Source organism: Pseudomonas sp. ANT_J28 (genome assembly GCF_008370005.1).
In the GTDB taxonomy this organism is placed as follows: domain Bacteria; phylum Pseudomonadota; class Gammaproteobacteria; order Pseudomonadales; family Pseudomonadaceae; genus Aquipseudomonas; species Aquipseudomonas frigoris.
This window is the reverse complement of sequence record NZ_VOBM01000012.1, coordinates 124,799-148,892: the sequence shown is the minus strand read 5'-3', so window position 1 is coordinate 148,892 and position 24,094 is coordinate 124,799. Positions and strand designations below refer to the sequence as shown.

The 24,094-nt window shown below is 60.9% G+C and carries 18 protein-coding genes and 1 pseudogene; 10 read left to right on the top strand and 9 right to left on the bottom strand.

Annotation, left to right across the window (positions count from 1 at the left end; translation table 11 throughout):
• Positions 1 to 137: 137 nt before the first annotated feature.
• From FQ187_RS11155 to FQ187_RS11140, 4 genes are all read right to left on the bottom strand, one after another.
• Positions 138 to 566 (bottom strand): hypothetical protein, encoded by a 429-nt coding sequence (locus FQ187_RS11155; RefSeq protein ID WP_149629499.1) that lies wholly within the window; start codon positions 564 to 566, stop codon positions 138 to 140.
• A 127-nt stretch (positions 567 to 693) separates the two neighbouring features.
• Positions 694 to 1,107, bottom strand: coding sequence for a VOC family protein (locus FQ187_RS11150; RefSeq protein WP_149629498.1), 414 nt, complete (start codon positions 1,105 to 1,107; stop codon positions 694 to 696).
• A gap of 199 nt (positions 1,108 to 1,306) precedes the next feature.
• A complete protein-coding gene (locus tag FQ187_RS11145; RefSeq protein WP_149629497.1) occupies positions 1,307 to 1,909 on the bottom strand; it encodes a TetR/AcrR family transcriptional regulator in 603 nt (200 codons plus the stop codon).
• Positions 1,896 to 2,747 carry a 3-hydroxybutyryl-CoA dehydrogenase gene (locus tag FQ187_RS11140; protein ID WP_149629496.1) on the bottom strand — a complete coding sequence of 284 codons (852 nt, stop codon included), beginning with the start codon at positions 2,745 to 2,747 and terminating at the stop codon, positions 1,896 to 1,898. The genes FQ187_RS11145 and FQ187_RS11140 overlap by 14 nt, the downstream gene beginning before the upstream one ends.
• A gap of 165 nt (positions 2,748 to 2,912) precedes the next feature.
• On the opposite strand from FQ187_RS11140, the gene FQ187_RS11135 reads away from it, so the two are divergent.
• Together FQ187_RS11135 and FQ187_RS11130 are read left to right on the top strand one after the other, a co-directional pair.
• Positions 2,913 to 3,932: an AraC family transcriptional regulator gene (locus tag FQ187_RS11135; RefSeq protein WP_056746510.1), complete on the top strand. Its 1,020-nt coding sequence runs from the start codon at positions 2,913 to 2,915 to the stop codon at positions 3,930 to 3,932.
• Positions 3,929 to 5,743 carry an ABC transporter ATP-binding protein gene (locus tag FQ187_RS11130; protein ID WP_149629495.1) on the top strand — a complete coding sequence of 605 codons (1,815 nt, stop codon included), beginning with the start codon at positions 3,929 to 3,931 and terminating at the stop codon, positions 5,741 to 5,743. The genes FQ187_RS11135 and FQ187_RS11130 overlap by 4 nt, the downstream gene beginning before the upstream one ends.
• Before the next feature lie 3 nt (positions 5,744 to 5,746).
• Here FQ187_RS11130 and FQ187_RS11125 read toward each other — a convergent pair whose 3' ends face one another.
• Positions 5,747 to 6,703 (bottom strand): alpha/beta hydrolase, encoded by a 957-nt coding sequence (locus tag FQ187_RS11125; protein ID WP_149629494.1) that lies wholly within the window; start codon positions 6,701 to 6,703, stop codon positions 5,747 to 5,749.
• 268 nt (positions 6,704 to 6,971) lie between these two features.
• Here FQ187_RS11125 and rbsK point away from each other — a divergent pair, with 268 nt between their 5' ends.
• The 3 genes and pseudogenes from rbsK (at position 6,972) to FQ187_RS11110 (ending at position 10,329) form a co-directional block, all read left to right on the top strand.
• Positions 6,972 to 7,898: a ribokinase gene (rbsK, locus tag FQ187_RS11120; RefSeq protein ID WP_149629493.1), complete on the top strand. Its 927-nt coding sequence runs from the start codon at positions 6,972 to 6,974 to the stop codon at positions 7,896 to 7,898.
• 45 nt (positions 7,899 to 7,943) lie between these two features.
• A pseudogene (fucP, locus tag FQ187_RS11115) lies at positions 7,944 to 9,274 on the top strand (L-fucose:H+ symporter permease).
• Positions 9,271 to 10,329 (top strand): aldose 1-epimerase family protein, encoded by a 1,059-nt coding sequence (locus tag FQ187_RS11110; protein WP_149629492.1) that lies wholly within the window; start codon positions 9,271 to 9,273, stop codon positions 10,327 to 10,329. The pseudogene fucP and the gene FQ187_RS11110 overlap by 4 nt, the downstream one beginning before the upstream one ends.
• On the opposite strand, the gene deoR is transcribed toward FQ187_RS11110, so the two are convergent.
• Positions 10,322 to 11,092: a DNA-binding transcriptional repressor DeoR gene (gene deoR / locus FQ187_RS11105; RefSeq protein ID WP_178122705.1), complete on the bottom strand. Its 771-nt coding sequence runs from the start codon at positions 11,090 to 11,092 to the stop codon at positions 10,322 to 10,324. The genes FQ187_RS11110 and deoR overlap by 8 nt on opposite strands.
• 119 nt (positions 11,093 to 11,211) lie before the next feature.
• Between deoR and deoC the strand changes: the two genes are divergently transcribed.
• Positions 11,212 to 11,895, top strand: a complete 684-nt coding sequence (gene deoC / locus FQ187_RS11100) for a deoxyribose-phosphate aldolase (protein WP_149629490.1) — start codon at positions 11,212 to 11,214, stop codon at positions 11,893 to 11,895.
• A gap of 118 nt (positions 11,896 to 12,013) precedes the next feature.
• The gene (locus FQ187_RS11090; protein WP_149629489.1) at positions 12,014 to 12,595 is read left to right on the top strand and encodes an antibiotic biosynthesis monooxygenase; all 582 of its coding nucleotides are present in this window, start codon (positions 12,014 to 12,016) and stop codon (positions 12,593 to 12,595) included.
• An 84-nt stretch (positions 12,596 to 12,679) separates the two neighbouring features.
• On the opposite strand, the gene FQ187_RS29945 is transcribed toward FQ187_RS11090, so the two are convergent.
• From FQ187_RS29945 to gspG, 3 genes are all read right to left on the bottom strand, one after another.
• Positions 12,680 to 13,300 (bottom strand): hypothetical protein, encoded by a 621-nt coding sequence (locus FQ187_RS29945; protein ID WP_256667297.1) that lies wholly within the window; start codon positions 13,298 to 13,300, stop codon positions 12,680 to 12,682.
• Positions 13,301 to 13,446: 146 nt separating this feature from the next.
• Positions 13,447 to 14,634, bottom strand: a complete 1,188-nt coding sequence (locus tag FQ187_RS11075; protein ID WP_149629487.1) for a type II secretion system F family protein — start codon at positions 14,632 to 14,634, stop codon at positions 13,447 to 13,449.
• 14 nt (positions 14,635 to 14,648) lie between these two features.
• The gene (gspG, locus tag FQ187_RS11070; protein ID WP_149629486.1) at positions 14,649 to 15,083 is read right to left on the bottom strand and encodes a type II secretion system major pseudopilin GspG; all 435 of its coding nucleotides are present in this window, start codon (positions 15,081 to 15,083) and stop codon (positions 14,649 to 14,651) included.
• A 192-nt stretch (positions 15,084 to 15,275) separates the two neighbouring features.
• Between gspG and FQ187_RS11065 the strand changes: the two genes are divergently transcribed.
• The 3 genes from FQ187_RS11065 (at position 15,276) to FQ187_RS11050 (ending at position 24,090) form a co-directional block, all read left to right on the top strand.
• Complete coding sequence (locus tag FQ187_RS11065) at positions 15,276 to 15,884, top strand: lytic transglycosylase domain-containing protein (RefSeq protein WP_149629485.1); 609 nt, start codon at positions 15,276 to 15,278, stop codon at positions 15,882 to 15,884.
• Between the two features lie 381 nt (positions 15,885 to 16,265).
• Positions 16,266 to 22,091, top strand: a complete 5,826-nt coding sequence (gene mnxG / locus FQ187_RS11055) for a manganese-oxidizing multicopper oxidase MnxG (protein WP_149629484.1) — start codon at positions 16,266 to 16,268, stop codon at positions 22,089 to 22,091.
• A gap of 46 nt (positions 22,092 to 22,137) precedes the next feature.
• Positions 22,138 to 24,090 carry a YncE family protein gene (locus tag FQ187_RS11050; protein WP_149629483.1) on the top strand — a complete coding sequence of 651 codons (1,953 nt, stop codon included), beginning with the start codon at positions 22,138 to 22,140 and terminating at the stop codon, positions 24,088 to 24,090.
• The last annotated feature ends 4 nt before the right edge of the window (positions 24,091 to 24,094 follow it).

Genomic DNA, 24,094 nt, shown 5'->3' with positions numbered 1-24,094 from the left:
TGAAACGATGCATCGCCGATGGTAGTGTGGGGTTTCCCCATGTGAGAGTAGGTCATCGTCAAGATTAAATTCCGAAACCCCTATCTGCGTATGCAGGTAGGGGTTTTGTTTTGTCCGCAGGAAAGTGCGAACGGACATTACCGGTACTTGATTACAATCCCTTTGAGTTTCCGACCTTCGATGGTTTTTACGTCGCGAGCCCAAAGTGGACCGTTGACATAGGCGCCCACCGGTTGGATATGGTCGTAGACCACCACCACGGCATCGCCGCCGAGCTTGGCGGACTCTTCGCGTAGTTTTTCTTCTACCTGAGTGATGGGAGGAGCAGGCTCGACGCTGGCATCGATGAGCACCTCACCCAATCGGACGTGAGGGCGAAGAGGCTCGGTGCGCAGCACCACGACCTCGCTGGCGAGCGTCGGCGCGGGATGCTCCACGCCTACATAGGCGGTGGTCTGGGCGTCGACGGTGGCGCACCCACTCAGCGCGAGCAGAGTGGCGGTGAGCCCTCCAGCCAGCAGTGACAGTTTGAAACGAGTGGACCAAGACACGTCATGGGCAGGCATAGTGGGGTTCCTCCGAACAATCCGCTGCTATACGAGGTAGCGTGTTGACGGTAGCAGACAGTTCGGCAGTTGCCAGAAGCCCAACCTTTTCAGGTTGGGCTTTTTTCATGCCTTGAGAAAGTGAGTTTCACTGATCTTTTTCGCAGTTCACCATCCACGACACACCAAACCGATCAACCAACATGCCAAAGCGAGCCGCCCAGAACGTGGTTTCCAGTGGCATTTCAACCTTGCCGCCGTCCGACAACGCAGAAAACACCCGTTCAGCCTCCGCAATGCTGTCGACATTCAGTGAAACCGAACAGCCGCTCATTTCGTCAGTAGGGTGATCAGGTGTTGCGTCCGAGCCCATGATCGCCTGATCGCCCACCAGCAGGCGGGTGTGGATGATCAGGTTGTGGTAGTCCGCCGGAAAGTGCTCGCGCGCGGGGCTTTCGCCGAAGGTCATCATGACTTCGATCTGACCTCGCAGACTTTGGGCATAGAAGGTGAAGGCGGCTTTGCAATCGCCGTTGAAGATCAGATAGGGATTGATTTTCATGCTTTGCTCCCGGTTACGAAGAGGCGAAGAGAGGCCGAATTCACCTCAGGCTCCGCAGTGATTGGGCTCCCATTAGCAAAGCGTTAGATGTCGTGATTTGCGGGAATTGTTTAGATGTTTTTTCTATTGAAGCGACGTGGCTTATGGCTTCCGGCGACCACGCGTCAATCTACGGTCACCGGGATATCGTCCTGGATCCTCAAGCTACTGCGCGTGGAGCCGAGGGGCGCAGCAAACGCTCGATGGCACCGCTGACCAGGTTTTCCAGCAGATCATCTCGCTCCGCTTCACTCAGCGTATGCTGCGCCAACCAATTGGGCGCGCTGTTGAGTAAGTTGGCGATTGCATGTCCGGTGGCCAACAGGCCTTGCTCACTGAACCGCGATCGGGCCCCAAGCATCATGAGCAACTTGCGCTCGTATTGCTCGCGCAGCTGCCGAACCCGTTCCTGTTGCTCCTCATTCAGGCAGCCGCTGTCACGCTCTGCCAGACGAAAATGCCAGGGCATCTCCTGATGCAGGTTCAAATGCGCTCGGATAAGGGCATGGACTTTGTCACGTTTTGCCGGCGCCTTTTGCTCGATCCGCCCCAAGGTTGCCAACAGCTCTTCGTAAAACTCTTCGATCAGGTCCAGCAGCAAGTGCTGTTTGCTGGGGTAATGGTGATACAACGAGCCGGTAGCGAGCCCCAGGCAGGTCGCGAGCTCACGCATGCCGACCTGTCCGAAACCTTTGCAGGCGAATAGCTCCAGCACCTTGTCCCGGTACTCGGCAAAGCGCGAGCAACGCTCAGGCATAGGCATGGAAGCCACGCCCCGTTTTGCGCCCCAGGTAACCGGCGGCGACCATTTCCTTGAGCAGTGGAGCAGGGCGGTACTTGCTATCGTTGAAGCCGTCGTAGAAGGCTTCGAGGATCGCTAGCACGGTGTCCAGACCTATCAGGTCCGCCAACGCCAGCGGCCCGATTGGCTGATTGCAGCCCAGGCGCATGCCGGCGTCAATGTCTTCGGCGCTGGCCAGGCCTTCCTGAAACACCAGGATCGCTTCGTTGATCATCGGCACCAGAATCCGGTTGACCACGAACCCCGGACGATTGCCCGCGGTGATCGCGGTTTTACCGAGAGTGGTCGCCATGTCCAGCGCCAGGGCGTGGGTGGCGTCGCTGGTTTGCAAACCGCGAATCACCTCGATCAGGCCCATCACCGGCACCGGGTTGAAGAAGTGCAGACCGATGAAGCGCTCAGGCTGGCTCACGCTGGCAGCGAGTTGGGTGATGGACAGCGAAGACGTGTTGGAGGCAATCACGCACTCGGCGCTGACCTGCGCGGCGATCTGTTGCAGCACGCGCAGTTTCAGCTCGAGGTTTTCGGTCGCGGCTTCGATCACCAGTTGCACGTTCTGCAGGTTGCTGTAGTCGGTGCTGGTGCGGATCTTGTCGAGGGCGGCGAGCTTTTGCTCTTGCGTCAGCGTTTCCTTGGCGACCTGTCGATCGAGGTTTTTACTGACGGTTGCGACGGCCTTTTGCAGGGCGCTCTCGGAGATGTCGAGCAAGGTCACGTTAAAACCGGCCAAGGCGCAGACTTGCGCAATGCCATTGCCCATGGTGCCTGCGCCGATCACACCAATGTTTTGCAGATTCATGTTCTGTCCTTCCAATCAAATCCCGCGATACCTTGGCCGCCATAGTGGCCGAAGGCGTACTATTGGCCGCGAGTCTAGAGCCGGCAGGGCGGTTGTCCTATGCCGAAACTGTTCAACGGCACTGGTGTTTTTTGCCATTCGGGTGATGGGGAGAGAAGCGTTCACATGCGGGAAAAGGACTCGGTTTCCGCCTACTTCGTGCAGGCAATGATCCATGGGCTGGGAAACAATCCTCAACGTCAGAGGGCTGCGCTGGAACAGGCCGGCATCGATCCGGCGTTGATGGAGCAGCCCACCGCGCGTGTACCGGCGAGTGCGTTTGCCGCGTTGTGGTTGATTCAGATCCGCGAGCTCAACGATGAGTTCTTCGGGCTCGACTCCCATGGCATGCCGCCGGGCGGTTTCGCCCTGATCTGCCGGGCATTGATTCAGGAACCTGACCTGCACAAAGCCATGCGCCAGTGCCTGGCCAATTTCGCGCTATTCCTCCACGACTTTCGCGGCACGCTGACGGTGCGTGGAAAACGTGCGGTGATCAGCTTGCAAAACCACTCGCCAAACAGCGACGTCAGTCGTTTGGGCGAGGAGACGTTTCTGGTGTTGATGATCAGTCTGCTCTGCTGGCTGGGTGGGCGGCGCATCCCCATCGACCGCGCAGATTTTCGCCATGAGCGTGTGTCGCTCAGCGATGACCGTTTACTCTGGGGACCCAACCTGACCTTTGGCGCCGAGCGCACCGAAATCGAATTCGCCAGCCACTATCTGCGTCTGCCGGTGGTTCAGGATCTGGCATCACTGAAAGTGTTCTTGCGCACGGCGCCGCAATGGCTGGTGATCCGTTTTCGTAATCAGCATGGCCTGGCGTCGCAGGTCCACCAGCGCCTGCGCAACAGTCATTACAGCCAATGGCCGACCTTGCAGGCCTTCGCCCTGGAACAGCACCTGAGCCCCAGCACCTTTCGCCGAAAACTGGAGCGGGAAGGGTGTTCGTATCAGGAGATCAAGGACGAGGTGCGGCGTGGTGTTGCGTTTGAGCAACTGCGTCAGAGCAAGGCGAGTATCAGCGATATTGCCGAGCAGCTTGGCTTTCAGGAGCCAAGCGCGTTTCACCGGGCGTTCAAGAAGTGGACGGGAGAAAGTCCGGGACGGTATCGGGCGAGGTATCAGGGGGAGCTCACGGAGTGAACCCTGTTCTTGATCGTTTCACATCATTAGTCGACCAGGCGAGACGCGCCTTGCTGCTGGTCTGGGCAACGTCTCGCGGACTGTTTCTGGGATTGGTGCTGGCGACGCTGATCGCCGGTGTACTCCCGGCACTGGCCGCCTGGTTAGGCCAACGTATCGTCGATGCGGTGGTCACCGCCATGCAGTTGTACGCGCAACAGGGCAGTGCGCCGTTGTGGCCGGTCGTGCGTTATGTGCTGTTTGAAGCGGGCGTGCTCGCGTTGCTGTCCGGGACTCAGCGGGCGCTGTCGGTCCAGCAATCGCTGTTGCGGGTGCAGTTGGGGCAGAAGGTCAATACGATGATTCTGGAGAAGGCCCAGACGTTATCGCTGGTGCAGTTCGAGAATTCCGAGTTCTACGACAAACTGGTGCGGGTGCGCCGCGAGGCTTCGACCCGGCCGTTGGCGCTGGTGATGAAGTCGTTGGGGCTGATTCAGAATCTGATCGTGTTGATCAGCTTCGGCGTGTTGCTGGTGCATTTTTCGCCTTGGGCGCTGGTGTTGCTGGTGATCGGCGCGTTGCCGGTGTTCTTTGCCGAAGCGCATTTTTCCGGTGATGCTTTCAGACTTTTCACTCGCCGTGCGCCGGAGAGTCGGCAACAAAGCTACATCGAGACGCTGCTCTCCCACGAGGGCTACATCAAAGAGGTCAAACTGTTCGGATTCGCGCCGCTGCTATTGAAGCGTTATCGCGAGACGTTCGCGCGGCTCTATGCCGAAGACCGGCGCCTGACGCTACGTCGAGATAGCTGGGGATTTGTCCTCGGTCTACTGGGCACCGGCGCGTTTTATCTGGCCTATGCCTGGGTGGTGGTCGATACCGTCCATGGCAACATCAGCCTCGGGCAGATGACCATGTACCTGGTGTTGTTCAAGCAGGGGCAGACGGCAGTAAGCAGCAGCTTGAGTGCGATCAGCGGTCTCTACGAGGATGGCCTTTACCTCTCCAGTCTTTATGAATACCTGGCCGAGCCTGTTGTGGCGGATAACGGCTACCTCACCGTGGGCGCCGTGCCCGGCGATGGCCTGCGTTTCGAAAACGTCGGCTTCCGTTATCCGGGAGCCAGTCGCGCCGCGTTGGAAGGCATCGATCTTCACCTTGTGCCCGGGCACAGTGTGGCGCTGGTGGGGGAGAACGGTTCGGGCAAGACCACGCTGATCAAATTACTGACGCGGCTATACCGTCCTGATCAGGGCCGTATTCTGCTGGACGGCAGCGATCTGCAAGCGTGGGAAGAAGACGCGCTGCGGCGGCGCATCGGGGTGATTTTTCAGGACTACATCCGCTACCAATTCTCCGTCGGCGAGAACATCGGTGTGGGTGACACGCTGGCGTTCAACGATGAACAGCGCTGGCAGGAGGCAGCCGCCGAGGGCATGGCCGCGCCCTTCATCGACGGACTGGATCGAGGGTATGCGACGCAATTGGGGCGGTGGTTTGCCGGCGGACAGGAGCTGTCCGGCGGGCAGTGGCAGAAGATCGCGTTGTCGCGCGCCTACATGCGGCGCAACGCCGATATTCTGATTCTGGATGAGCCGACCTCTGCACTTGACCCGGCAGCGGAAGCAGCGGTGTTCGAGCATTTCAGTGAGCACACCGAAGGCCGGATGACGTTGCTGATCTCTCACCGGTTTTCCAGCGTGCGCAATGCGGACCACATCATCGTGCTGGACCAGGGAGCGATCCTCGAGCGAGGCGATCACGACAGTCTGGTGGCCGCGGGCGGGCGCTATGCGCAGTTGTTTGATTTGCAGGCCCGCGGTTACCGATAGATCTCAAGACTCCCGAGAAACCCGCGTCACCGCCGGCCCGGCCATTTGTGTTGGTTTTGTTTTCATCAAGCCGTCGAGTGCCTGGCGATACTGGATGCCGCCCTGGCTCATGCTGTTGTTGTGCGTACCACCGGGCACCAATAACAGGTGCTTGGGTTCGTTGGCGGCATTGAACAACTGCTGGCTGAATCGCGATGGCATGAACGGGTCGGCCAGGCCATGGACCACCAGCAATGGCATGTTGATGTCGACGATCTTGTCGATGGAATCGAATTTCTGCGACAGCAGCCAGCGCACCGGCAACCATTTCACTGGCAGGTTGCTGTCGGCCACTTGCGCCACGGCATCGCCCAGCGAGGTGAAAGTGGACTCGATCACGAGACCGCGCACCGGCACCACGCCACGGTCCTTTTTCGCCTGTGCGGCCAGGTCTGCCGCCAGGTTGATAGCCACCGCGCCACCGAGGGAGTGGCCGTAGATCAGGCGCTTGTTGGCGTCCGGTTGCATCTTGGTGAAGCGTTCCCAGGCGGCTCGCGCGTCCTCGTAAACACTGGCTTCCGACGGCAGGTCCCCCTTGCTCTGGCCAAACCCGCGGTAGTCGATGGCCAGCACTGAATAGCCCATGGCGCGCAATTGCTCGATACGGAACGCCTGGCCCGTCAGGTTCCAGCGCACGCCATGCAGGTAGAGGATCGACGGCGCATCGCGACGCGCGGCCGGCCACCACCAGGCATGCAGGCTTTGCCCAGCCTTGAAATTGGCAGGCTTGATGTCGAATTCCTGAACGTCCTGTGGCAGGCCGCGATACCAACCGGCCGTTCCCGGCTCGATGCGAAATAACAACTCGCGCTCTTTGTACTTGAGTGCACCGCAACTCACGGGCAGGCCGACGATTAGCGCGGCCATGCACAGCAATGGCAGCCAGCGTCGGCCCAAGCGGCTCATCAACTTCGAAAACATGCAGGGCCCGGAGGATGAAAAGGAAAGCTCGGGTTTTAACAGAAGCGTGGGCAAAGGTGGGGATAAATTCGACAGTCGTATGAAAGGCCCGGCGCAGTAGATGCGGCCGTTCCTGCCCACGAATCTTTAAAGCCTGCTCGCAAAGCCGCTCGTCTTTGCCTATGAGCCTATCCAATAAAAAGATTGAATAATCACATAAAATGTTATTTAAATAACAAAACAACAGCGCCAGCGTTAGTCTGGCAAGCCGTATCAAGGTGGGATAGCAATGAGCAAGATCGCAATCATCGGCAGCAATATGGTGGATTTGATCACCTACATCGATCGCATGCCGGCCCAGGGCGAGACGCTTGAAGCACCGGGGTTTGCCCTCGGGTGTGGCGGCAAGGGCGCCAATCAGGCGGTTGCCGCCGCCAAGCTTGGGGCGGATGTGTTGATGCTATCCAAGGTTGGCGACGACCTGTTTGCCGACAACACGCTGGCCAACTTCCAGCGCTTTGGCATCGACACCCGTTACGTGCAGCGTGTCCCCGACGTGTCCAGCGGGGTGGCGCCGATCTTCGTTCAGGCCGACTCCCACAACAGCATCCTCATCGTCAAAGGCGCCAACGCACATCTCCTCCCGGCGGATATCGACGCGGCCGCCCAGGCGTTGCGCGAGTGCTCGCTCATCGTTCTGCAGCTCGAAATCAACGTCGACACCGTTTACTACGCCATCGAGTTCGGCCGCGCACACAACATACCGGTACTGCTCAACCCGGCGCCGGCCTTGTCAGGCCTGAGTCGTGAACACCTGGCGAAACTGGATTTCCTGGTGCCCAACGAGTCCGAGCTGGCGCTGATCACCGGCCAGACCGTGGACTCGCCGGCGTCGGCCCATAAAGCCGCCCAGACATTGGTTGCCAGCGGCATCCGCCACGTCATCGTGACCCTCGGCCAGCAAGGCGCGCTGTATGTCGGCGAGGAGGGGGAGTTTCAGATTCCCGGTTTGTCTGTTGCCGCGTGCGACACCACCGGGGCGGGAGATGCCTTCATCGGTTGCTTCATTCATCACTGGAGCCGCGAACGCGATATCCGCGCCGCCATGACCCAGGCCGTGGCGTACTCCGCCTGCTCGGTCACGGGCCTGGGCACCCAGACGTCCTACCCGGACGCCCACGCATTCGCTGAATTCCAACGCCAATTCGACGCCTGACGTCGAGCTGATTTCACCCATCAACGCTCACCACGGAGAACAACAATGACAAAGCCTGCGCTCCAACAGACGCCCGATGGTTTCTACTGAACCGCACGCCCTGGTTCGCCTTCATTTTGCTGTGCAGCATCTTTACGTTATGGGCAGCGGCCGCAAGCATGAACGACGTGCTCATCGCGCATTTCAAGAAGGCGTTTCTGCTCAGCGATTTCCAGACCGCGTTCGTACAGTCGGCGTTTTATCTGGGCTATTTCTTCGTGGCGATTCCGGCCGCACTGGTGGTCCGCCGTTTCAGCTACAAGACCACCATCCTGATCGGCCTGATGCTGTACATGTTCGGTTGCCTGCTGTTTTTCCCGGCGGCATCGACCGCCAAGTACGGCATGTTCCTGCTGGCGCTGTTTGTGATTGCGGCGGGGCTATCGTTCCTCGAGACCGCCTGCAACACCTACTCGACGTTGATGGGCCCGCGTGAAACCGGCACCCGTCGCCTGAATATTTCCCAGACTTTCCACCCGTTCGGGGCGATGGCCGGGGTGTATGTCGGCAGCTTCGTGATGTTCAAGGACACCGACGCCACTCGCGAGCAACTCACGCAAATGAGCGCCTCGGACGCGGCGGTCCAGCAACTGCAAATGATCCAGTCCACGTTGCTTCCGTACAAATGGATGATCGCAGTGCTGGTGCTGATGTTCATCCTGATCGCCATCACCCGGTTTCCCGCGTGCAAAGGCAACCAGCCGAGCAGCAAGAAAACCGCCAGCCTCGGTCAGAGCCTTTCGCGACTGTGGCGCAACAAGCACTTCACCTTTGGTGTGTTGGCGCAGTTTCTCTATGTCGGTGCACAGGTCGGTGTCTGGAGTTTCACCATCCGCTTGGCCATGCAATTGGGCGGCATGAACGAGCGCAGCGCGTCATGGTTTTTGCTGACGACTTTTGCCGCGTACTTCGTCGGCAAGCTGATCGCCAACGTGCTGATGCGCAAACTGCACCCGGCCAAGGTGTTGGCGGTGTACGGCGTGCTGTGCATCGCCTTTCTGGCCTACACCATTCTGGTGCCGAACATCACGGCGGTGTACGCAGCCGTCGGCGTGAGCGTATTCCTCGGTCCGTGCTGGCCGACCATCTACGGCCTGACGATTGACGGCTTGGGTGAAGACACCGGCGTCGGCGGTTCGCTGCTGGTGATGAGCATCGTTGGTGGCGGGGTGATTCCGATTTTCCAGGGCCTGCTGTCCGATTACAGCGGCGGCAACATGCAACTGGCGTATAGCGTGCCGCTGCTGTGCTTCATCGTGATCGTGATGTACGCGGTGCGTTGCCTGCGTCATTCCGACAGTGAACGGGCACCGGTGGGTGCGGTGGTCGCGTCATGAATACGCGGATCAATCTTCATCCGTCGCAGTTTGGCGAAGCGCGCAAAACCTTGCTGGAATCCGGGGCGTTCACAGTCAGCGCCTTGGTCTATCCCAGTGGTGTGCTGGCCGTGGAATTGGCCAACCATCGCGGCAGTCTCGTGGTGCTGCCGTATCAGGGGCAAATGATTTGGTCCGCCGTGTTCGACGGTTGCGACCTGACCATGCGCAACCTGTTCAGCCAGCCCAAACCCAGCCCGACGGTGATCGGCACCTACGGCTGTTTCATGTTTCACAGCGGCCTGCTGCGCAACGGTTGCCCAAGTCCCGAGGACGATCATCCGCTGCACGGCGAGATGCCCTGCGCGGCCATGGATCGCGCCTGGCTGGAGGTCGGTGAAGACAGCGTCGGTCAATACCTGCGATTGGGTGGCGAGTACGAATACGTGCAGGGTTTTGGTGACCGGTATCGGGCCAGCCCGAGCGTGAGATTACGTGCAGACTCAGGGCTGTTCGACATCGCCATGCAGGTGACCAATCTCGCCGGCAAACCGATGGACCTGATGTACATGGCGCACATGAATTACGCCTATGTCGAAGGCGCTCGTTTCATTGAACCCTTGGGCGTTGAGCGTGTGCGCCTGCGCAGCAGCGTGCCGGCCCACGTGAAACCGACACCGGCCTGGAGTCGTTACATGGATGAGTTGGTGTCTGCGCCGGAACAGCTCCAGTGCCTGGATCGACCCGAGCTCTACGATCCCGAGATCGTGTTTTTCTTCGACGGCGTGCGGGCGGATGACAGCGGTCATGCGCATTTTCTGCTGAGCCATCCGGACGGCGCGGCGTTCTACACACGCTACCGCCCCGACCAATTCGACCATGCAGCGCGCTGGATTCTGCACAACACCGATCAGCAAGTGGCGGCGTTCGTGCTGCCTTCCACCTGCGAACCGGAAGGCTATCGCGCCGAGTCTGCCAAGGGCCATGTGCGTTCACTGGCGGCGGGGGCGACGGCTGATTTCAGCGTCACCACCGGTTACCTCAGTGCAGCGGAACAACAGGCGCTGATCAGATGATCAACTGCGCGCCGCTGGCGGTAATGGCGTCGCGGTAGGCCTTGGGGATTTTCTTGTCGCTGACCACGAACTGAAAGTCTTCAAGGTTGGCGAAATGCGCAGTGCGCACTGTGTCGAACTTGCTGTGGTCGGCCAGCAGCAACCGCTGTTGCGCCTGACGCAGGACCTTCTGCTTGACCTCCACTTCGTTGAAATTGAAGCAGGTCACGCCGAAGTCCTGGCTGATGCCGGCAGCGGAAACGAAGGCCCAGGTCAGGCGCACGCTGTCGAGGATGCCGGTTTCGCTCTGATTCTCGAACACCTGGTTCTTGCGGTGGAATGTGCCGCCGCACACCACGATGTGGCAGTTGGGCTTTTGCGAGAGTTTGAGCAGCACGTTCAGGGAGTTGCACACCGCGGTGAATTCGAGCTCGTCGGGGATGAAATCGACCACGAAAGGCGTGGTGGTGCCGCAGTCGAAGAACACCGTGTCGCCCGGTTGAATAAACCCGGCGGCGAGTTTGCCGATGCGACGCTTTTCTTCAACGTGCCGGGTGTCCTGTTCGGCCACGCGGTAATCGCCGGGCTCGCTGCCGTCGTGAATTTTGGTGATGTAGCCACCGAGCAGCCGCAGGTGGTCGGTGTACTTGCTCAGGTCGCGGCGCAGAGTCATCTCGGACACGTCCAGCAATGCCGCCATCTCGCGCAGATGAATGGCGCTCTGGTCTTGCAGGGCTTGTTGAATCAGCTTGAGACGCTCGGCTTTTTTACTGTCCACAGGCATTCCGGGTTGATTGTTGGTGTTATTTAAGTGACATTATTTGTGAGATTTGTAACGTTTTTGCGCAAATCACCTTCGATTGTGGCGCAGGGGCATTTGAATATACAAACAGGAGTTTTTTGATGGCACACCTCGAACCCCAAGCGTTGGCGCAGTACATCGATCATACCTTGCTGGCGCCCGATGCTTCCCGCGAGCAAATCGCAACGTTGTGCCGCGAAGCCGTAGAACACGGCTTCTATTCGGTGTGCGTGAACTCGGGGCAGGTCCCTCATGCGGCCCAATGTCTTGCGGGGCAACGCGTCAACATCTGCGCGGTGGTCGGCTTCCCGCTAGGCGCCGGTCTGAGCGACACCAAAGCCTTCGAAGCCGAGCGGGCGATTGCCGCCGGTGCCGGGGAGGTCGACATGGTGTTGAACATCGGCGGGTTGAAAGACGGTTTGTTCGATCAGGTGCGGGACGACATCGCCCAGGTAAAACAGGCGTGCGGCAGTGTGCCGCTGAAAGTCATTCTGGAAAACTGCCTGCTCACCGACGCCGAAAAAGTGAAGGCCTGCGAGATTTGCCGTGAGCTGAACGTCGCTTTCGTCAAAACATCGACCGGTTTCAGCCGCAGCGGCGCCACCGTGGAAGATGTCGCCCTGATGCGCCGCACCGTAGGCGTAGTCATCGGGGTCAAGGCTTCCGGTGGCGTGCGCGATTACCCGACCGCACTGGCGATGATCGAGGCTGGCGCCACGCGTCTGGGCACCAGCTCGGGCATCGCTATCATCAGCGGCGCGCTGGCGGCGGGTGAGGGGTACTGATCGTTCCCACGCGGAGCGTTGGAACGATCTAACCTGTAGGAGATTCTGTTCAACAGCCTCTTCATCGCCGGGCCGAAACGGCCGGTGCTCAACGTCCGTTTCACCGGAGCCTTGCGTGATGCCTGAATCCAATCGTTTCGAGGAAGTCGTGACCCTGATCGTCAAACACCGGGTCAAGGCCGGTTTTGAAGTGCCTTACGAAGCCTGGCTTCGACACATTGTCGGTGTGGCGGGGCAGAGCGAAGGGCATCTTGGCGTGGACGTGATTCGCGACAAGAGCGGCGGCCTGGATATGTTCACTTGCGTGCTGCGTTTTTGCTCCACCGAGGCGATGCAGCGCTGGCTCGATTCGCCGCAACGGCAATCACTGGTCAACGAAGCCACGCCGATGCTGGCGGACGGTGATCAGACCGAGGTCAATCCGGTTAATGAATTCTGGTTCGCCCCGCAGGCCGAATCGGGATCGCCACCGCCACGCTGGAAGCAGGCCGTGGTGACGTTGTTGGTGATTTTTCCGCACACTTTGCTGGTGCCACTGATCTGGGGGCCGTTGCTGCAGCTCAACGCTTTCCTCTCCAATTACATCGTTGCCACCTTCCTGATCACCCTGACCATCGTGCTGTCGGTGGTGTACCTGTTCATGCCGATGGCGACGCGCTTGTTCGCGCCCTGGTTGTCCCACTCCGTTTCGAGTCGCTGAATCATCGGTTAACACGATCCACTGTGGGAGCCGGAGCAAGCTCGGCTCCAACAGGGATTTGTGTTGTTTGGGCATCAGCGGTTGTCAGGACCTTTTGTCATCGCCTGGTTCGCCACCAACATGCACACCATGGTCGTCACCCGGTTCACCGCCGACATGTACGCCGTGGTCATCGCCGATTTCACCGGCGCGATGGACGCCATGGTCGTCGCCGATTTCACCGGCGCGATGCACGCCGTGGTCGTCGCCAATCTCACCGGCGTGATGCACACCGTGGTCATCACCCGGTTCGGCATGAGTGCCACTGCGACCGGAGGAGGATGAGGCTGAGTTGCCGGAATGCCCCGAGCCATGGTCGCTGCCGCTGTGACCGCTGCCGCCATTGCCACTGTTGCCGCCACTGCCGTTTCCACCGTGACTGCCGCCATTGCCGCCGCCACCGCTTCCACCGCCGCCGCCACCACCATTGCCGCCACCACCGCTTCCACCGCTGCCGCCACCACCATTGCCGCCACCACCGCCACCACCGCTTCCACCGCCGCCGCCACCGCCACCACTACCGCCACCACCACCTCCGCTTCCGCCACTGCCTCCGTCTTTGGCTTGAGCACTCGACATACCGGACAGGCTATCCGGTATCAGAACGGTGGATGCCGACAGAACTGCGCCAATAGCCACTGCGAGCAAAAGCTTTTTCATGTGCATATCGTTCTCCGTCTTCTTATTCAGCTTGGAACGTTGATGAATGCAACTTGCTGCCTGATTCAGTGGGTAAACACCTCACCGTACGGTTTTATTCAGTTGTCACGTCGATGAGTTCTGAAACGTCCAGCTCGACCCTGTTCCAGGGGTCAGTGAATACTCGAGGCCAGCTCGAAAATCGGGATGTACATCAGGATCACGATCACCCCGATCAGCAGGCCGATGAAGGTCATGAGCAAGGGTTCGAACAGCCGCACGAACCATTCGATCCAGCGGCTGATTTCTTCGTCGTAGAAGTCGGCGCTGCGCTCCATCATTTGCCCGAGGTTGCCAGACTGCTCGCCGGCACGCAGCAAACGCAGGGACACCGGGGTCACCAGGTGATTGAGTTCCAGGGAGGTCGACAGCGACTGACCCTCGCGCACCCGTTCGCAGGCCTGGTCCAGGCGCGCGCGGGAGGCGACGGTGAGCAGGCCGCGAACCATGCCCATGGCGGTGACGAGGGGAATACCGCCTTGCAGCAGAATCCCCAGGGAGCGGTAGAAGCGCGCCAGTTCGTACATGAAGATGCGTTGATGGACCGCCGGGAGTTTTTCAATCACACGGTCCACGCCCCGACGGAAGGCCGGTTGGCGCTGGAGGAAGGTGAGGGCGACGATGCTTGCCGCCAGTGTGCCGAAGAATTCACCCTGATGGGCGTGGAGGAACATCCCGCTGCTCATCAGGATCTGCGACAGCCACGGCAGGTTCGAGCCCAGCCCTTCGAACACCAGGCTGAAGCGCGGCACTACGTAGCCCATCAGAAACAACACCACGCCACCGCCCACCACCAGCAACAGCAGGGGGTAGATCGAAGCGCTGACGATTTTTTGCCGAACCTCGTCCATGCGCTGGCGATAGCTGACATAGCGGCCCAGGGCATCGCCCACGGCGCCGGTCTTCTCGCTGGACTGTACCAACGCAACGTAAAGAGGAGGGAATACCGCCGACAACTGGCCCAGTGCCTGGGAGAACGATTTGCCTTCATAAAGCAGGCGCACCAGTTCGCTCAAAGTCTTGCGGGCCTGGGGCGCGTTCTCTTTTTCCGCCAGGCTTTCCAGCGCATCGATCAACGGCAGGCCCGCATTGAGCAACGTGGTCAGTTCCTGGCTGAACAGCACCAGGTTGAAGGTTTCGCGCTGCCTGACGCGCAGCGCACGCCAGTGACGCTCTGCGTACAGGCTGACCACCCGGTAGCCCTGGTCTTCGACGATACGCCGGGCTTCGCTGTGGCCGAGCGCCTCGACGGTCATCGAGACGACGCCGGCCTTGCCAACGGCTTTGAGATGAAAACGCATGGTCGTCACTCCCGTCATTGCCAGCTGGTGACTTCGGCGTTTTCGCCTTCGCCGCCGGGTTGTCCGTCCTTACCCATGGACAGCAAGTCGTATTCGCCGTTTTCGCCGGGGCAACGATAGGTGTAGTTACGGCCCCATGGATCCTGTGGCAGTTTTTTCTGAAGGTAAGGGCCGGTCCATTTGGTTTCATCGCTTGGCGCGGTGACCAGCGCCTGCAAACCCTGTTCGGTCGACGGGTAGTGACCGACCTCCAGACGGTACAGATCCAATGCTTTGCCCAGGCCTTCTATTTGCGCCTTGGCCACCTTCACTTCGGAGCGGCCCAGTTGGGCGAAATACTTCGGCGCGACGATGCCGGCCAACAGCCCCAGCACCACCAGCACCACCAACAGTTCGAGCAGGGTGAACCCGCTTTGAGCGCGCGGGGTGGAACGCAAACGCTGATTCATGATGACCTCACAGTCGGCAGAAGGGTCGCCATGAAGGCTTATGCAATTGCCATGCACATGCCCGGACATTCTTCTGCAACCCCTGAATTACGGGCCTGCGCGCATCCGGCACAGTGCTTGCGTATGGCTGGTTTACTACCGGCCATTGGGGCATTAGCCCCATTTTTCGGGGCCGGCAGGGGAGGAAAAATAATGAAAACACTCACCACAGGACTGCTCGGTCTGCTCGTGTTGACCGGCGTCGTACAGGCCGATGTGTTCGTTTCCGTGGACACCAAGGGCGGCTACGTTCTGTCCAATGTCCGCCGTCCCGGCCGCACCTATGAACGGGTGATTCACGAGTCTGAATCCGCCCGGGTCAGCATGGATCAACAACCCCAGATGATTGCCCGGCAGCCCTATGCCGAGCTGGTTTCGGCGGCTGCCACAGCCAATGAATTACCGGCAGCGCTGTTGCATGCAGTGATCCAGGCCGAGTCCGCCTACGACTCCGGTGCCCGGTCACCCAAGGGCGCGGGCGGGTTGATGCAATTGATGCCAGCCACTGCCCGGGAGTTGGGAGTGAAGAATGTCTACGACCCGAAAGCCAACATTCAGGGTGGCGCCAAATACCTCAAGCGCCTGATGACCCTGTTCGATAACGACATCAGCCTCGCCGTGGCGGCCTACAACGCCGGGCCGCAAGCGGTGCTCAGCCGTGGCGGGGTGATCCCGCCGTTCGCCGAAACCCAGCGTTACGTGCCCAGTGTCTTGCGCCAATACCGACGCTTGCAGGGCCTGGCCGCGGATGCGCCGCTGTGATCGGCGACCGTGGGGCACGTTCCCCCAATTGTGGGGCAACACAACCGGTAGCAGCTGCCGAGCCTGCGAGGCTGCGTTCGGCTGGGAAGCAGTCGTAAAACCTGAACAGGAGGTTTTCCTGAAACACCGCGTTGCCGGATCTCACGACTGCTACGCAGCCGAACGCAGCCTCGCAGGCTCGGCAGCTGCTACGGGATGGGCGTATGGGGGAAGTTTCTTCAGCCCGAAAAGTGGGGGGAATAGGTGGGGAATATCCCCCGAGTTGTTAAGTAGTTCATATAACCGATTGAAAAATAACTAAATTATTTGTGGCATGCGGTTTGCTCAAGGGGATTAGTCGAGAAGTATTCCCTGTAAGCACCCACAGCGAGGCCCGTGATCATGACCGGCATACCCTACGCTCCGTCCTTGTTTAATCTGCTGTTGTTGGTGGCGTCGATGCTGGGTATCGAGCTGGCCGAAGCGGCCGTGCGCTGCGAGCGCAAACTGGTGGCCAACGTCGTGGCGCTGGATCAGCCGCTGATGTTCAACCGTCTCGGCGCGCAGAACGTCAACGGCATGATGTTCGCCCTGCGCCGCGATGTGGTCGATGACCGCGAGATGTCCCTGGCCCAGGGCGGGGCGGCAGTGCCGGGCAAAGTCTCGCTGCGGCCCGACAAGCGTCCGCGCCCACTGGTACTGCGCGTCGCGGCCGGTGACTGCCTGACCATCAACCTGCAGAACCTGCTCGCCTACCAGGCCAACCCTGGCAGCCACGAAAGCGGGGAGGTGGGTGATATTGAGGGTGAAGTAGAAATCGGAAACGTAGGCAACTTCAAGGTTGACGAGCAGGTCACCGACCGCCACGTCGGCTTTCAGGTCAACGGTATGCAAGCGGTCAACAGCATCGACGACATTGCGTCTTATACCGGGCGCAACGCCAATACCTTGATTGCCCCCGGCGGCGCCCGCTCCTACACCTTGTACGCCGAGCGTGAAGGGGCGTTTGCCGCCAGCAGTCGCGGCGCGACCTTCGGGGGTGAAGGGGATGCGGGCAACGTGGCCAACGGACTGTTCGGCCAAGTGGTAGTGGTGCCCAAGGGCGGCCGCACCTATCGCAACACCGTGACCGAAGAAGAGATGCGCCTGGCCAGCGTCGGCCGCACTCCGACGGGTCAACCCATCGTTGATTACCAGGCGCGCTACCCGCAACGCGAGCCCTGGATCCGTGAAGGCAAGGCCGGCACGCCGATCATCAACATGGTCGACGGCTATGAAATCATTTCCAGCGAGAGCGACGCGATTGTGATGGGCAGCAACGCCGACGGTAGCTTCCCGCCGTCGACCTATCCGCTGGAAGCCATTGGCAAACGCAACCCGGCGATCCCTAACCGTCTGGAACCGTTCCGCGATTTCGCCTCGCAGTTCCAGGATGAAACCGCCGCGACCCAGGCGTTCCCCGCTTACTGGGCGGATCCGGTGATGGCCCACGTACTGGAGCCGACTCGCGACTCGTTCATGATCAACTATGGCTCCGGCGGCATGGGCGCCGAAGTGGTCGCCAACCGTTTGGGTGTCGGGCCGATGCACGATTGCCTGTCCTGCGCCTATGAAGAATTCTTCCTCAGTTCGCACACCGTCGGCGATGTGGCGATGCTGGTGGACGTGCCGGCCAACGCCGGCCTGGAAAACATTCGTCCCGGTGAAACGCCGAGCGCCGATCAGATCGGGGTCAAGGCGACCATGGCGCTGTACCCGTCCGAGCCGTCCAACGTCAACCACAGCTATATCGGCGACTTCATCAAATTCCGCAACACCCACAACGGTCACGAGCAGCACATTTTCCACCTGCACGGGCACCAGTGGTTGTTCAACCCCAACGACGACAACTCCGACTATGTGGACGCCCAAGGCATCGGTCCGGGCGCCGGTTACACCTACGAAATCGCCAACGGGGGTTCGGGCAACCGCAACCGGGTCGCAGGCGATGCGATCTATCACTGCCACTTCTATCCGCACTTTGCCCAAGGCATGTGGAGCATGTGGCGGGTGCATGACGTCTTTGAAGAGGGCACCAAGCTCGAGGTGTCCCAGCAGGGCGCCGACGGTTATCACAGCGAACCTTATGCACTGCGCAGCGGTAAACCGGCGGCAGGCGCCCGCGCCTTGCCAGATGGCGAGATCGTTGCCGGTACACCGATTCCAGCCGTCGTGCCGCTGCCAGGCAAAGCCATGGCACCGATGCCGGGCAAAGTCGCGGTCGTGCCGAAAATCGGCGAAACCCTGGTGGCCGGTGGTGATGACGACGATGACGAGGAGGAGGATGACGACGACGAACAACTCAGCGGTAACGGTGGCGCTAGGGTCATCGGTTCCCTGGCCCTGGTGGATCGCAGTGAAGCCAACCGCAATGCCGACGGCAGCCTGAAAAACCCTGGCTATCCGTTCTGGATCGGCGGCATGGAAAGCTCGGTCGGCCAGCGCCCACCGACCCCACCGCTGGACATGCTCGACGCTGCCAAGGCGCAGTCCTTGCAAACCAGCGGCAACGCCTTGTGGGCCAATCTCGACCCGGCTCAGTCGGGTGGCTGGGATGGCGGCCTGGGGCGCCATTCTCTGGACGGTTTCTCCTCCGGTGGCCGGGCACACACCATTACCACGTCTCTGGATTTCTCCAAGGAAGTGACACGCGCCAAGCCCATTTACATGCCGGAAGAAGGCACCGAAGTCGAACAGGCGGCCATGGCGTTCCACGCCAGAAAAGACCACCCAAGCTTCGCCGTGCTGCCCGATAATCAAATCGTGGCGCGCAGCTTCCGCACCAACGGCGCCTTGCCGATCGCGGGCGCACCGTATTACGAACCGTGCATGGATGACCGGCAAAAACGCCTGACCAGTAGCGCCAGTACCGGCGAGTTCAACAGCGGTGAGCGGGTTGATGGCATGTCCTTCAGCGGTTCCTCGACGTTCACCGCCGACCGTCCACGGGTCTATAAAGCCGCGAACATTCAGTTCGATGCCGTTTACAACAAGGTCGGCTACCACTTCCCACAAGCGCGCATTCTCGCGCTGTGGGAAGACGCCTGGCCGGTGATCAACAAGCAGCGTCCGCCAGAGCCTTTGGTGATGCGCATGAACACCTTCGACTGCGTGCAATACCAGCAAACCAACCTGGTGCCGGCCACTTATGAAATGGACGACTATCAGGTGCGCACGCCAACCGACGTGATCGGCCAGCACATTCACCTGCCGAAATGGGACCTGACGGCTGCTGACGGTTCGGCCAACGGCTGGAACTATGAAGACGGCGTGCTTTCCCCCGGTGCAGTGCAAGAACGCATCCACGCCATTCGCGAGTTCAACCAGTGCCAAGGCACCGATCCTCGTGACGGCACGCCGGCCTGCCCGAAAGCCAAGGCTCACCCGTTCTTCGGCCAATACGGCCGGGCCGACTGGGTCGGCGCGCGCACGGCGATGCAGCGCTGGTTTGTCGATCCGGTGGTGAACGCCAAAGGCGTAGACCGTGGCCTGGGGACCATCTTCACCCACGACCACCTCGGCCCATCGACTCACCAACAAATCGGTCTGTACGCCACCGTGCTGGCAGAACCTGCCGGTTCGACCTGGTTCCACGCCGAAACCGGCGAGCCGTTGTACAGCGGCGCGCGGCAGGACGGCGGGCCAACCTCGTGGCAAGCGGTGGTGTCCACCGGTGACCTGGACGGCGACGGCAAGAACGACAGCTTCCGTGAGTTCTTCCTCGAATACAGCGACTTCCAGCACGCCTATGAAGCCGGTGTGTACGTGGGCGCCGGTCCTAACGGCGTGCCTAATCCGCAAGCCTTCCCGGCCACGGCTGACAGCTTCCGCTACGCGATCAACCCACCGGTGCGAAAAGAAGCCGAGACCCTGCTTGAACAGGTGGTCGAAGCCCGCGGTGGACTGATGCCCGGTTGCCCAAGCCGGCCATGCCCACAAGCTATCTCGGTCGATGACCCTGGCATGTTCGTAGTCAATTACCGCAACGAACCGCTGGCCTTGCGGGTGTACGACCCGAACAAGGTCGGCCCGGACGGCAAGCGTGGTATGCAGGCCGACGGCCTCGGCGGCGACCTCGCGTACGCCATGCAAAGCCGAACCGACCGCGCCATCCCCGCGATGAACCTGGCGCCGAACCTGGTGACTGCGGCCACTGGCCCCACCGGCGGCACCACGCTGTTCCCGCCACACATCAACCGTGGCGGTGCAGAACCGGGCGACCCGTTCACCCCGATGCTGCGCACCTACACCGGTGACAACGTGCGGTTGCGGGTGCATGCCGGCGGTCACGAAGAAGAGCACAACGTGACCCTGCACGGCGTGAAGTGGCTGCAAAGCGGTTCCGGTTTCGGCAACAGCTCCAACTCCGGCTGGCGCTCGTCGCAAATGATCGGGATCTCCGAGCAGATGGGCTTCAATGCGCCGGTGTCGATGATCTCCAGCGCGACCGCGACCACCGGGGATTACCTGTACTCGATGGACGCCTCCCTGGAAGGTTACTGGAGCGGGATCTGGGGTGTGATGCGCAACTACACGGCGCAGCGCAGCGACCTGTTTGCGCTACCGAACAACGCGAAACCGGCCGGTATGCGCAACACCGTGGCATTCGATGGCATCTGCCCACGGTACGGCGCCAACCCTAACGGCATCGGCACCCGGCCGACGCCACAACGCAACTATGAAGTGGTCGCGGCGCTGGCCAACGACATCCTGGGCAATCCGCTGAACCTGTCGATGGCCGATCCGGCCGGTATCGGGCAACACGTCGGCGGGGCGTTGAAGCCGGCGGGCGGCACCCTGGTGTACAACTCGCGGGCAGTGAGCATTCCTCAGGTCACGGTGACCGACCCTGTGGAGGGGACCTTCACCATCGGCGGGCAAAGCGGGCCATTGCATGACCCGACGGCGATCCTTTATGTGCGCAAGGGCGACCTCGATCCGATCACCGGCAAGCTCAAACCCGGTGTGCCTGTCGAACCGCTGGTGCTGCGTGCGGCGGCCGGTGATTGCATCAACATCACGCTGGAAAACCGTCTGCCCATGGTGATGCCGGATCTGACTCAGACGGCTTCGGTAATGGGCATGGTCAAGCGTGACCGCAACGATGGCGAGGGCTCGACCACCTTCAGCAATAACCTGATGCGGCCGTCCAGCACGGTGGGCCTGCACGCACAACTGCTGGCGTACGACATCACCAAATCCGACGGGACCAACGTCGGCACCAACCCGACCCAGACCGTGCCGCCGCGTGTTGGCAATGTCGGCGCGTACCCGACGCGTACCTATCAGTACTACGCCGGGCACCTGGAGCGTGAAGGCAAACCGGTCACGCAACTGGGCCGCAGTGTCGACAACATCAATGCCACGGCGGTGGAATTTGGCGGGCTGAATTTCACCCCGGCGGACGTCATCAAGCAGCCGCAAAAAGGCCTTGGTGGTGCGATGAGCATCCTGCCGATCGGCGCCACCTGGGTTGACGATGCACGCAAAGTATCGGCGACGGTCACCGCACCGGGGCAAACCACCTACCGCGATTTTGCGATGGTCTGGCAGAAGGCGTTGAACATGCGCTGGGCCAATGGTCGTCCGGTGGAAGGTATTGCCTCGGAGGCTAGTGTACCGACCGATCCGCAGGACAACTCGAGCATGGCCATCAACTACAAGACCGAGCCGATGTGGTTCCGCTTCGGTCTGCCACCGGATGCGCCGTTCGGCCACGCCGACGGTCATGGTTACGGCGACGTGCCTAATGCGCACATGGCCTTCAGCAATGCGCTGGTGGGGGGCGATCCGCAAACGCCGGTGCTGTATGTGAAACCGGGGCAACCGTTCCGCACGCACATTCTGATGCCGACCGGTGGCAGCCGTGGCTCGACCTTCCAACTGGATGGTCACGTCTGGTCGGTCAACCCGTTCCAGTCGGAGAAGAGCGATACCAGTGGCTATCCAATGAGTACACCAGGGGTGGGTTCGGTGCGGTTCGGTTTCAACCCGATGTCGATGTACATCGGCGCCCACGAAAGCATCTTGCCGGCGGCGCACTTCAGCTTCATGCACCCGAGCGCCGGGGGCAGCAATGCAATACTGGGCGACTACCTGTTCCGAGACTACGGCGCTTACGGCAACACCGCCGGGCTTTGGGGATTGCTGCGGGTGACCAACGAACCTGAACCGGCTCCGGTCCCGTAGGTGTAGGAGCGGTGAGACAGCATGGATCTGTAAGGGGAGAAGCATTATGAACAGGACCATCAAAATCGCCGGATGTGCGCTGGTTGTGGGGTTGGCGCTGATCTGGCTGGGGGTATGGCGCACGACGCCTCCGGCCATGCTGAGCGAGATCGCGCTGCCGGACACCTGGAGCGGCCAGACGCTTGAGCGTGACGGGGTGTCGGTGGCGCTCGAGGTGCGGCCGCTGGCGCAGGACGGCGTGCTGCGCGAAGGCGAGTTCGCCGACGTGCGCTTTCGGGTGACTGACAGCGCTTCGGGCCAGCCACTGTCGGGTGCCGCACCCGGTGCCTGGCTCGATCCGGAAACCGTCGCCGCCGACCAGGCCCAGGGCCGTGAACACAGCTGCAAATCCCGGGTCGGGGTGTTTCTGAAATCGAGCATCGGCGCGCGACCGTTGCTCGATCTGAACAGCTACTTCCTGCTGGTGATGAACCGCGATGCCAGCGTCTCGGTGGTCGATCCGTCGGTGTCGGTGGGCGGGATCACCAGCACGATGGCGCGGATCGACATCAAGCAACCGCCGATGGATTGGGTCACGCCCCGTGACAACAAGCGGGCGTTCGTCTCGATGCCAACCGCCGATGAAATTGCGGTGATTGACAGCGAGCAATTCAAGTTGATCGACTCGGTCGCCGCCGGCAGCAACCCGGTACGGCTGGCATTGCAACCGGATGAGCGTTTGCTGTGGGTCGGCAACAACGCGAAATCGCCCGAGGCGTCCGGGGTGACAGTGATCGACACGCGCAGCCTCAAGACGCTCAAACACCTGGCCACCGGTGCCGGGCATCACGAAATCGCCTTCAGCAAGGACAGTCGTTTTGCCTTCATCACCAACCGCGATGAAGGGACGCTGAGCATTATCGACATCGCCAGCCTGACCATCAGCAAGCAACTCAAGACCGGCTCGCACCCGTTGTCCGTGGCGTACTCGCCGCTGTCCCAGGCGGTGTATGTCGCCGATGGCAAGGACGGCACGGTGACCGTGGTCGACACGACCAGCCTCGCAGTCCGGCGGGTGATCAAGATGAAACAGGGCCTGGGCCCGATGGGCTTTAGCGCTGACGGTCGTTTCGGCATCGTGCTCAACACCCTGGAGAACCAGGCCTCGGTGATCGATGCGGCCACCGACTCGTTGATCCATGAACTGGACGTGTCCGCCGAACCCTATCAAGTGGTGTTCACCAAGGCCTACGCCTACATTCGCGGACTGGCGTCGGCCAAGGTCACGATGATCAACTTGTCATCCCTCGGCGAGAGGCGCACGCCGATCAGCCAGGGTTTCGAAGCCGGGCCTCAGGCGCCACGGCTGGCTGGTGACCTGCCACTCGCGTCGAGCCTGGCGGTGTCGCGGGATGACAACGCGGTGTTTGTGGTCAACCCGGTGGACAACACCACCTACTTCTACGCCGAAGGCATGAACGCGCCGATGTCCGGCTATCCCAATCGTGGGCAAGTGGCGCGGGCGGCGATGGTCATCGACCGCAGCCTGCGCGAAGTCGAGCCGGGGCTGTACAGCGCCCGGATCAAACTGCCCGCCGCCGGACGTTTCGACGTGGCCTTCCTGCTGAACCAGCCGAACATCATCCATTGCTTCACGGCTTTGGTTGAGCCGGATAAAACCCTCACCCGTCACCCGGGGGTGCCGAAGGTGGAATTCATGCTCGGCACGTCCACCGCCGTCCTCGGCAGTCCTTACGTGGTGCGTTTTCGCATCGTTCAGGGCAAGCAGAAGGCACAGCGCAGCGGGGTCAAGGACGTTCAGGTGCGCTACTTCCGGGCCCCGACGTCCCGGGTCCAGCAAGTCGCCGCGCTGGAAGTGGGTGACGGCGTTTATGAAGCCCCGGTGATCCTCGACCAGAACGGCGCCTGGTACCTGCACGTACGCGCGGCCTCGCTGGGCGCGCGTTTCGACGACAAGACTTTTGCCAGCGTTCGGGTCCTGCCCGGCGATGCCCACTAAAAAG

Bases quoted from the DNA above. Each gene is read 5' to 3' on its own strand.
- FQ187_RS11065 (WP_149629485.1), top strand. From the start codon at position 15,276: ATGAAAACACTCACCACAGGACTGCTCGGTCTGCTCGTGTTGACCGGC.
- FQ187_RS11155 (WP_149629499.1), bottom strand. From the start codon at position 566: ATGCCTGCCCATGACGTGTCTTGGTCCACTCGTTTCAAACTGTCACTG.
- FQ187_RS11075 (WP_149629487.1), bottom strand. From the start codon at position 14,634: ATGCGTTTTCATCTCAAAGCCGTTGGCAAGGCCGGCGTCGTCTCGATG.
- FQ187_RS11125 (WP_149629494.1), bottom strand. From the start codon at position 6,703: ATGTTTTCGAAGTTGATGAGCCGCTTGGGCCGACGCTGGCTGCCATTG.
- deoC (WP_149629490.1), top strand. From the start codon at position 11,212: ATGGCACACCTCGAACCCCAAGCGTTGGCGCAGTACATCGATCATACC.
- FQ187_RS11150 (WP_149629498.1), bottom strand. From the start codon at position 1,107: ATGAAAATCAATCCCTATCTGATCTTCAACGGCGATTGCAAAGCCGCC.
- FQ187_RS11140 (WP_149629496.1), bottom strand. From the start codon at position 2,747: ATGAATCTGCAAAACATTGGTGTGATCGGCGCAGGCACCATGGGCAAT.
- FQ187_RS29945 (WP_256667297.1), bottom strand. From the start codon at position 13,300: ATGCACATGAAAAAGCTTTTGCTCGCAGTGGCTATTGGCGCAGTTCTG.
- FQ187_RS11110 (WP_149629492.1), top strand. From the start codon at position 9,271: ATGAATACGCGGATCAATCTTCATCCGTCGCAGTTTGGCGAAGCGCGC.
- FQ187_RS11135 (WP_056746510.1), top strand. From the start codon at position 2,913: ATGCGGGAAAAGGACTCGGTTTCCGCCTACTTCGTGCAGGCAATGATC.
- FQ187_RS11050 (WP_149629483.1), top strand. From the start codon at position 22,138: ATGAACAGGACCATCAAAATCGCCGGATGTGCGCTGGTTGTGGGGTTG.
- gspG (WP_149629486.1), bottom strand. From the start codon at position 15,083: ATGAATCAGCGTTTGCGTTCCACCCCGCGCGCTCAAAGCGGGTTCACC.
- FQ187_RS11090 (WP_149629489.1), top strand. From the start codon at position 12,014: ATGCCTGAATCCAATCGTTTCGAGGAAGTCGTGACCCTGATCGTCAAA.
- FQ187_RS11145 (WP_149629497.1), bottom strand. From the start codon at position 1,909: ATGCCTATGCCTGAGCGTTGCTCGCGCTTTGCCGAGTACCGGGACAAG.
- deoR (WP_178122705.1), bottom strand. From the start codon at position 11,092: ATGCCTGTGGACAGTAAAAAAGCCGAGCGTCTCAAGCTGATTCAACAA.
- rbsK (WP_149629493.1), top strand. From the start codon at position 6,972: ATGAGCAAGATCGCAATCATCGGCAGCAATATGGTGGATTTGATCACC.
- mnxG (WP_149629484.1), top strand. From the start codon at position 16,266: ATGACCGGCATACCCTACGCTCCGTCCTTGTTTAATCTGCTGTTGTTG.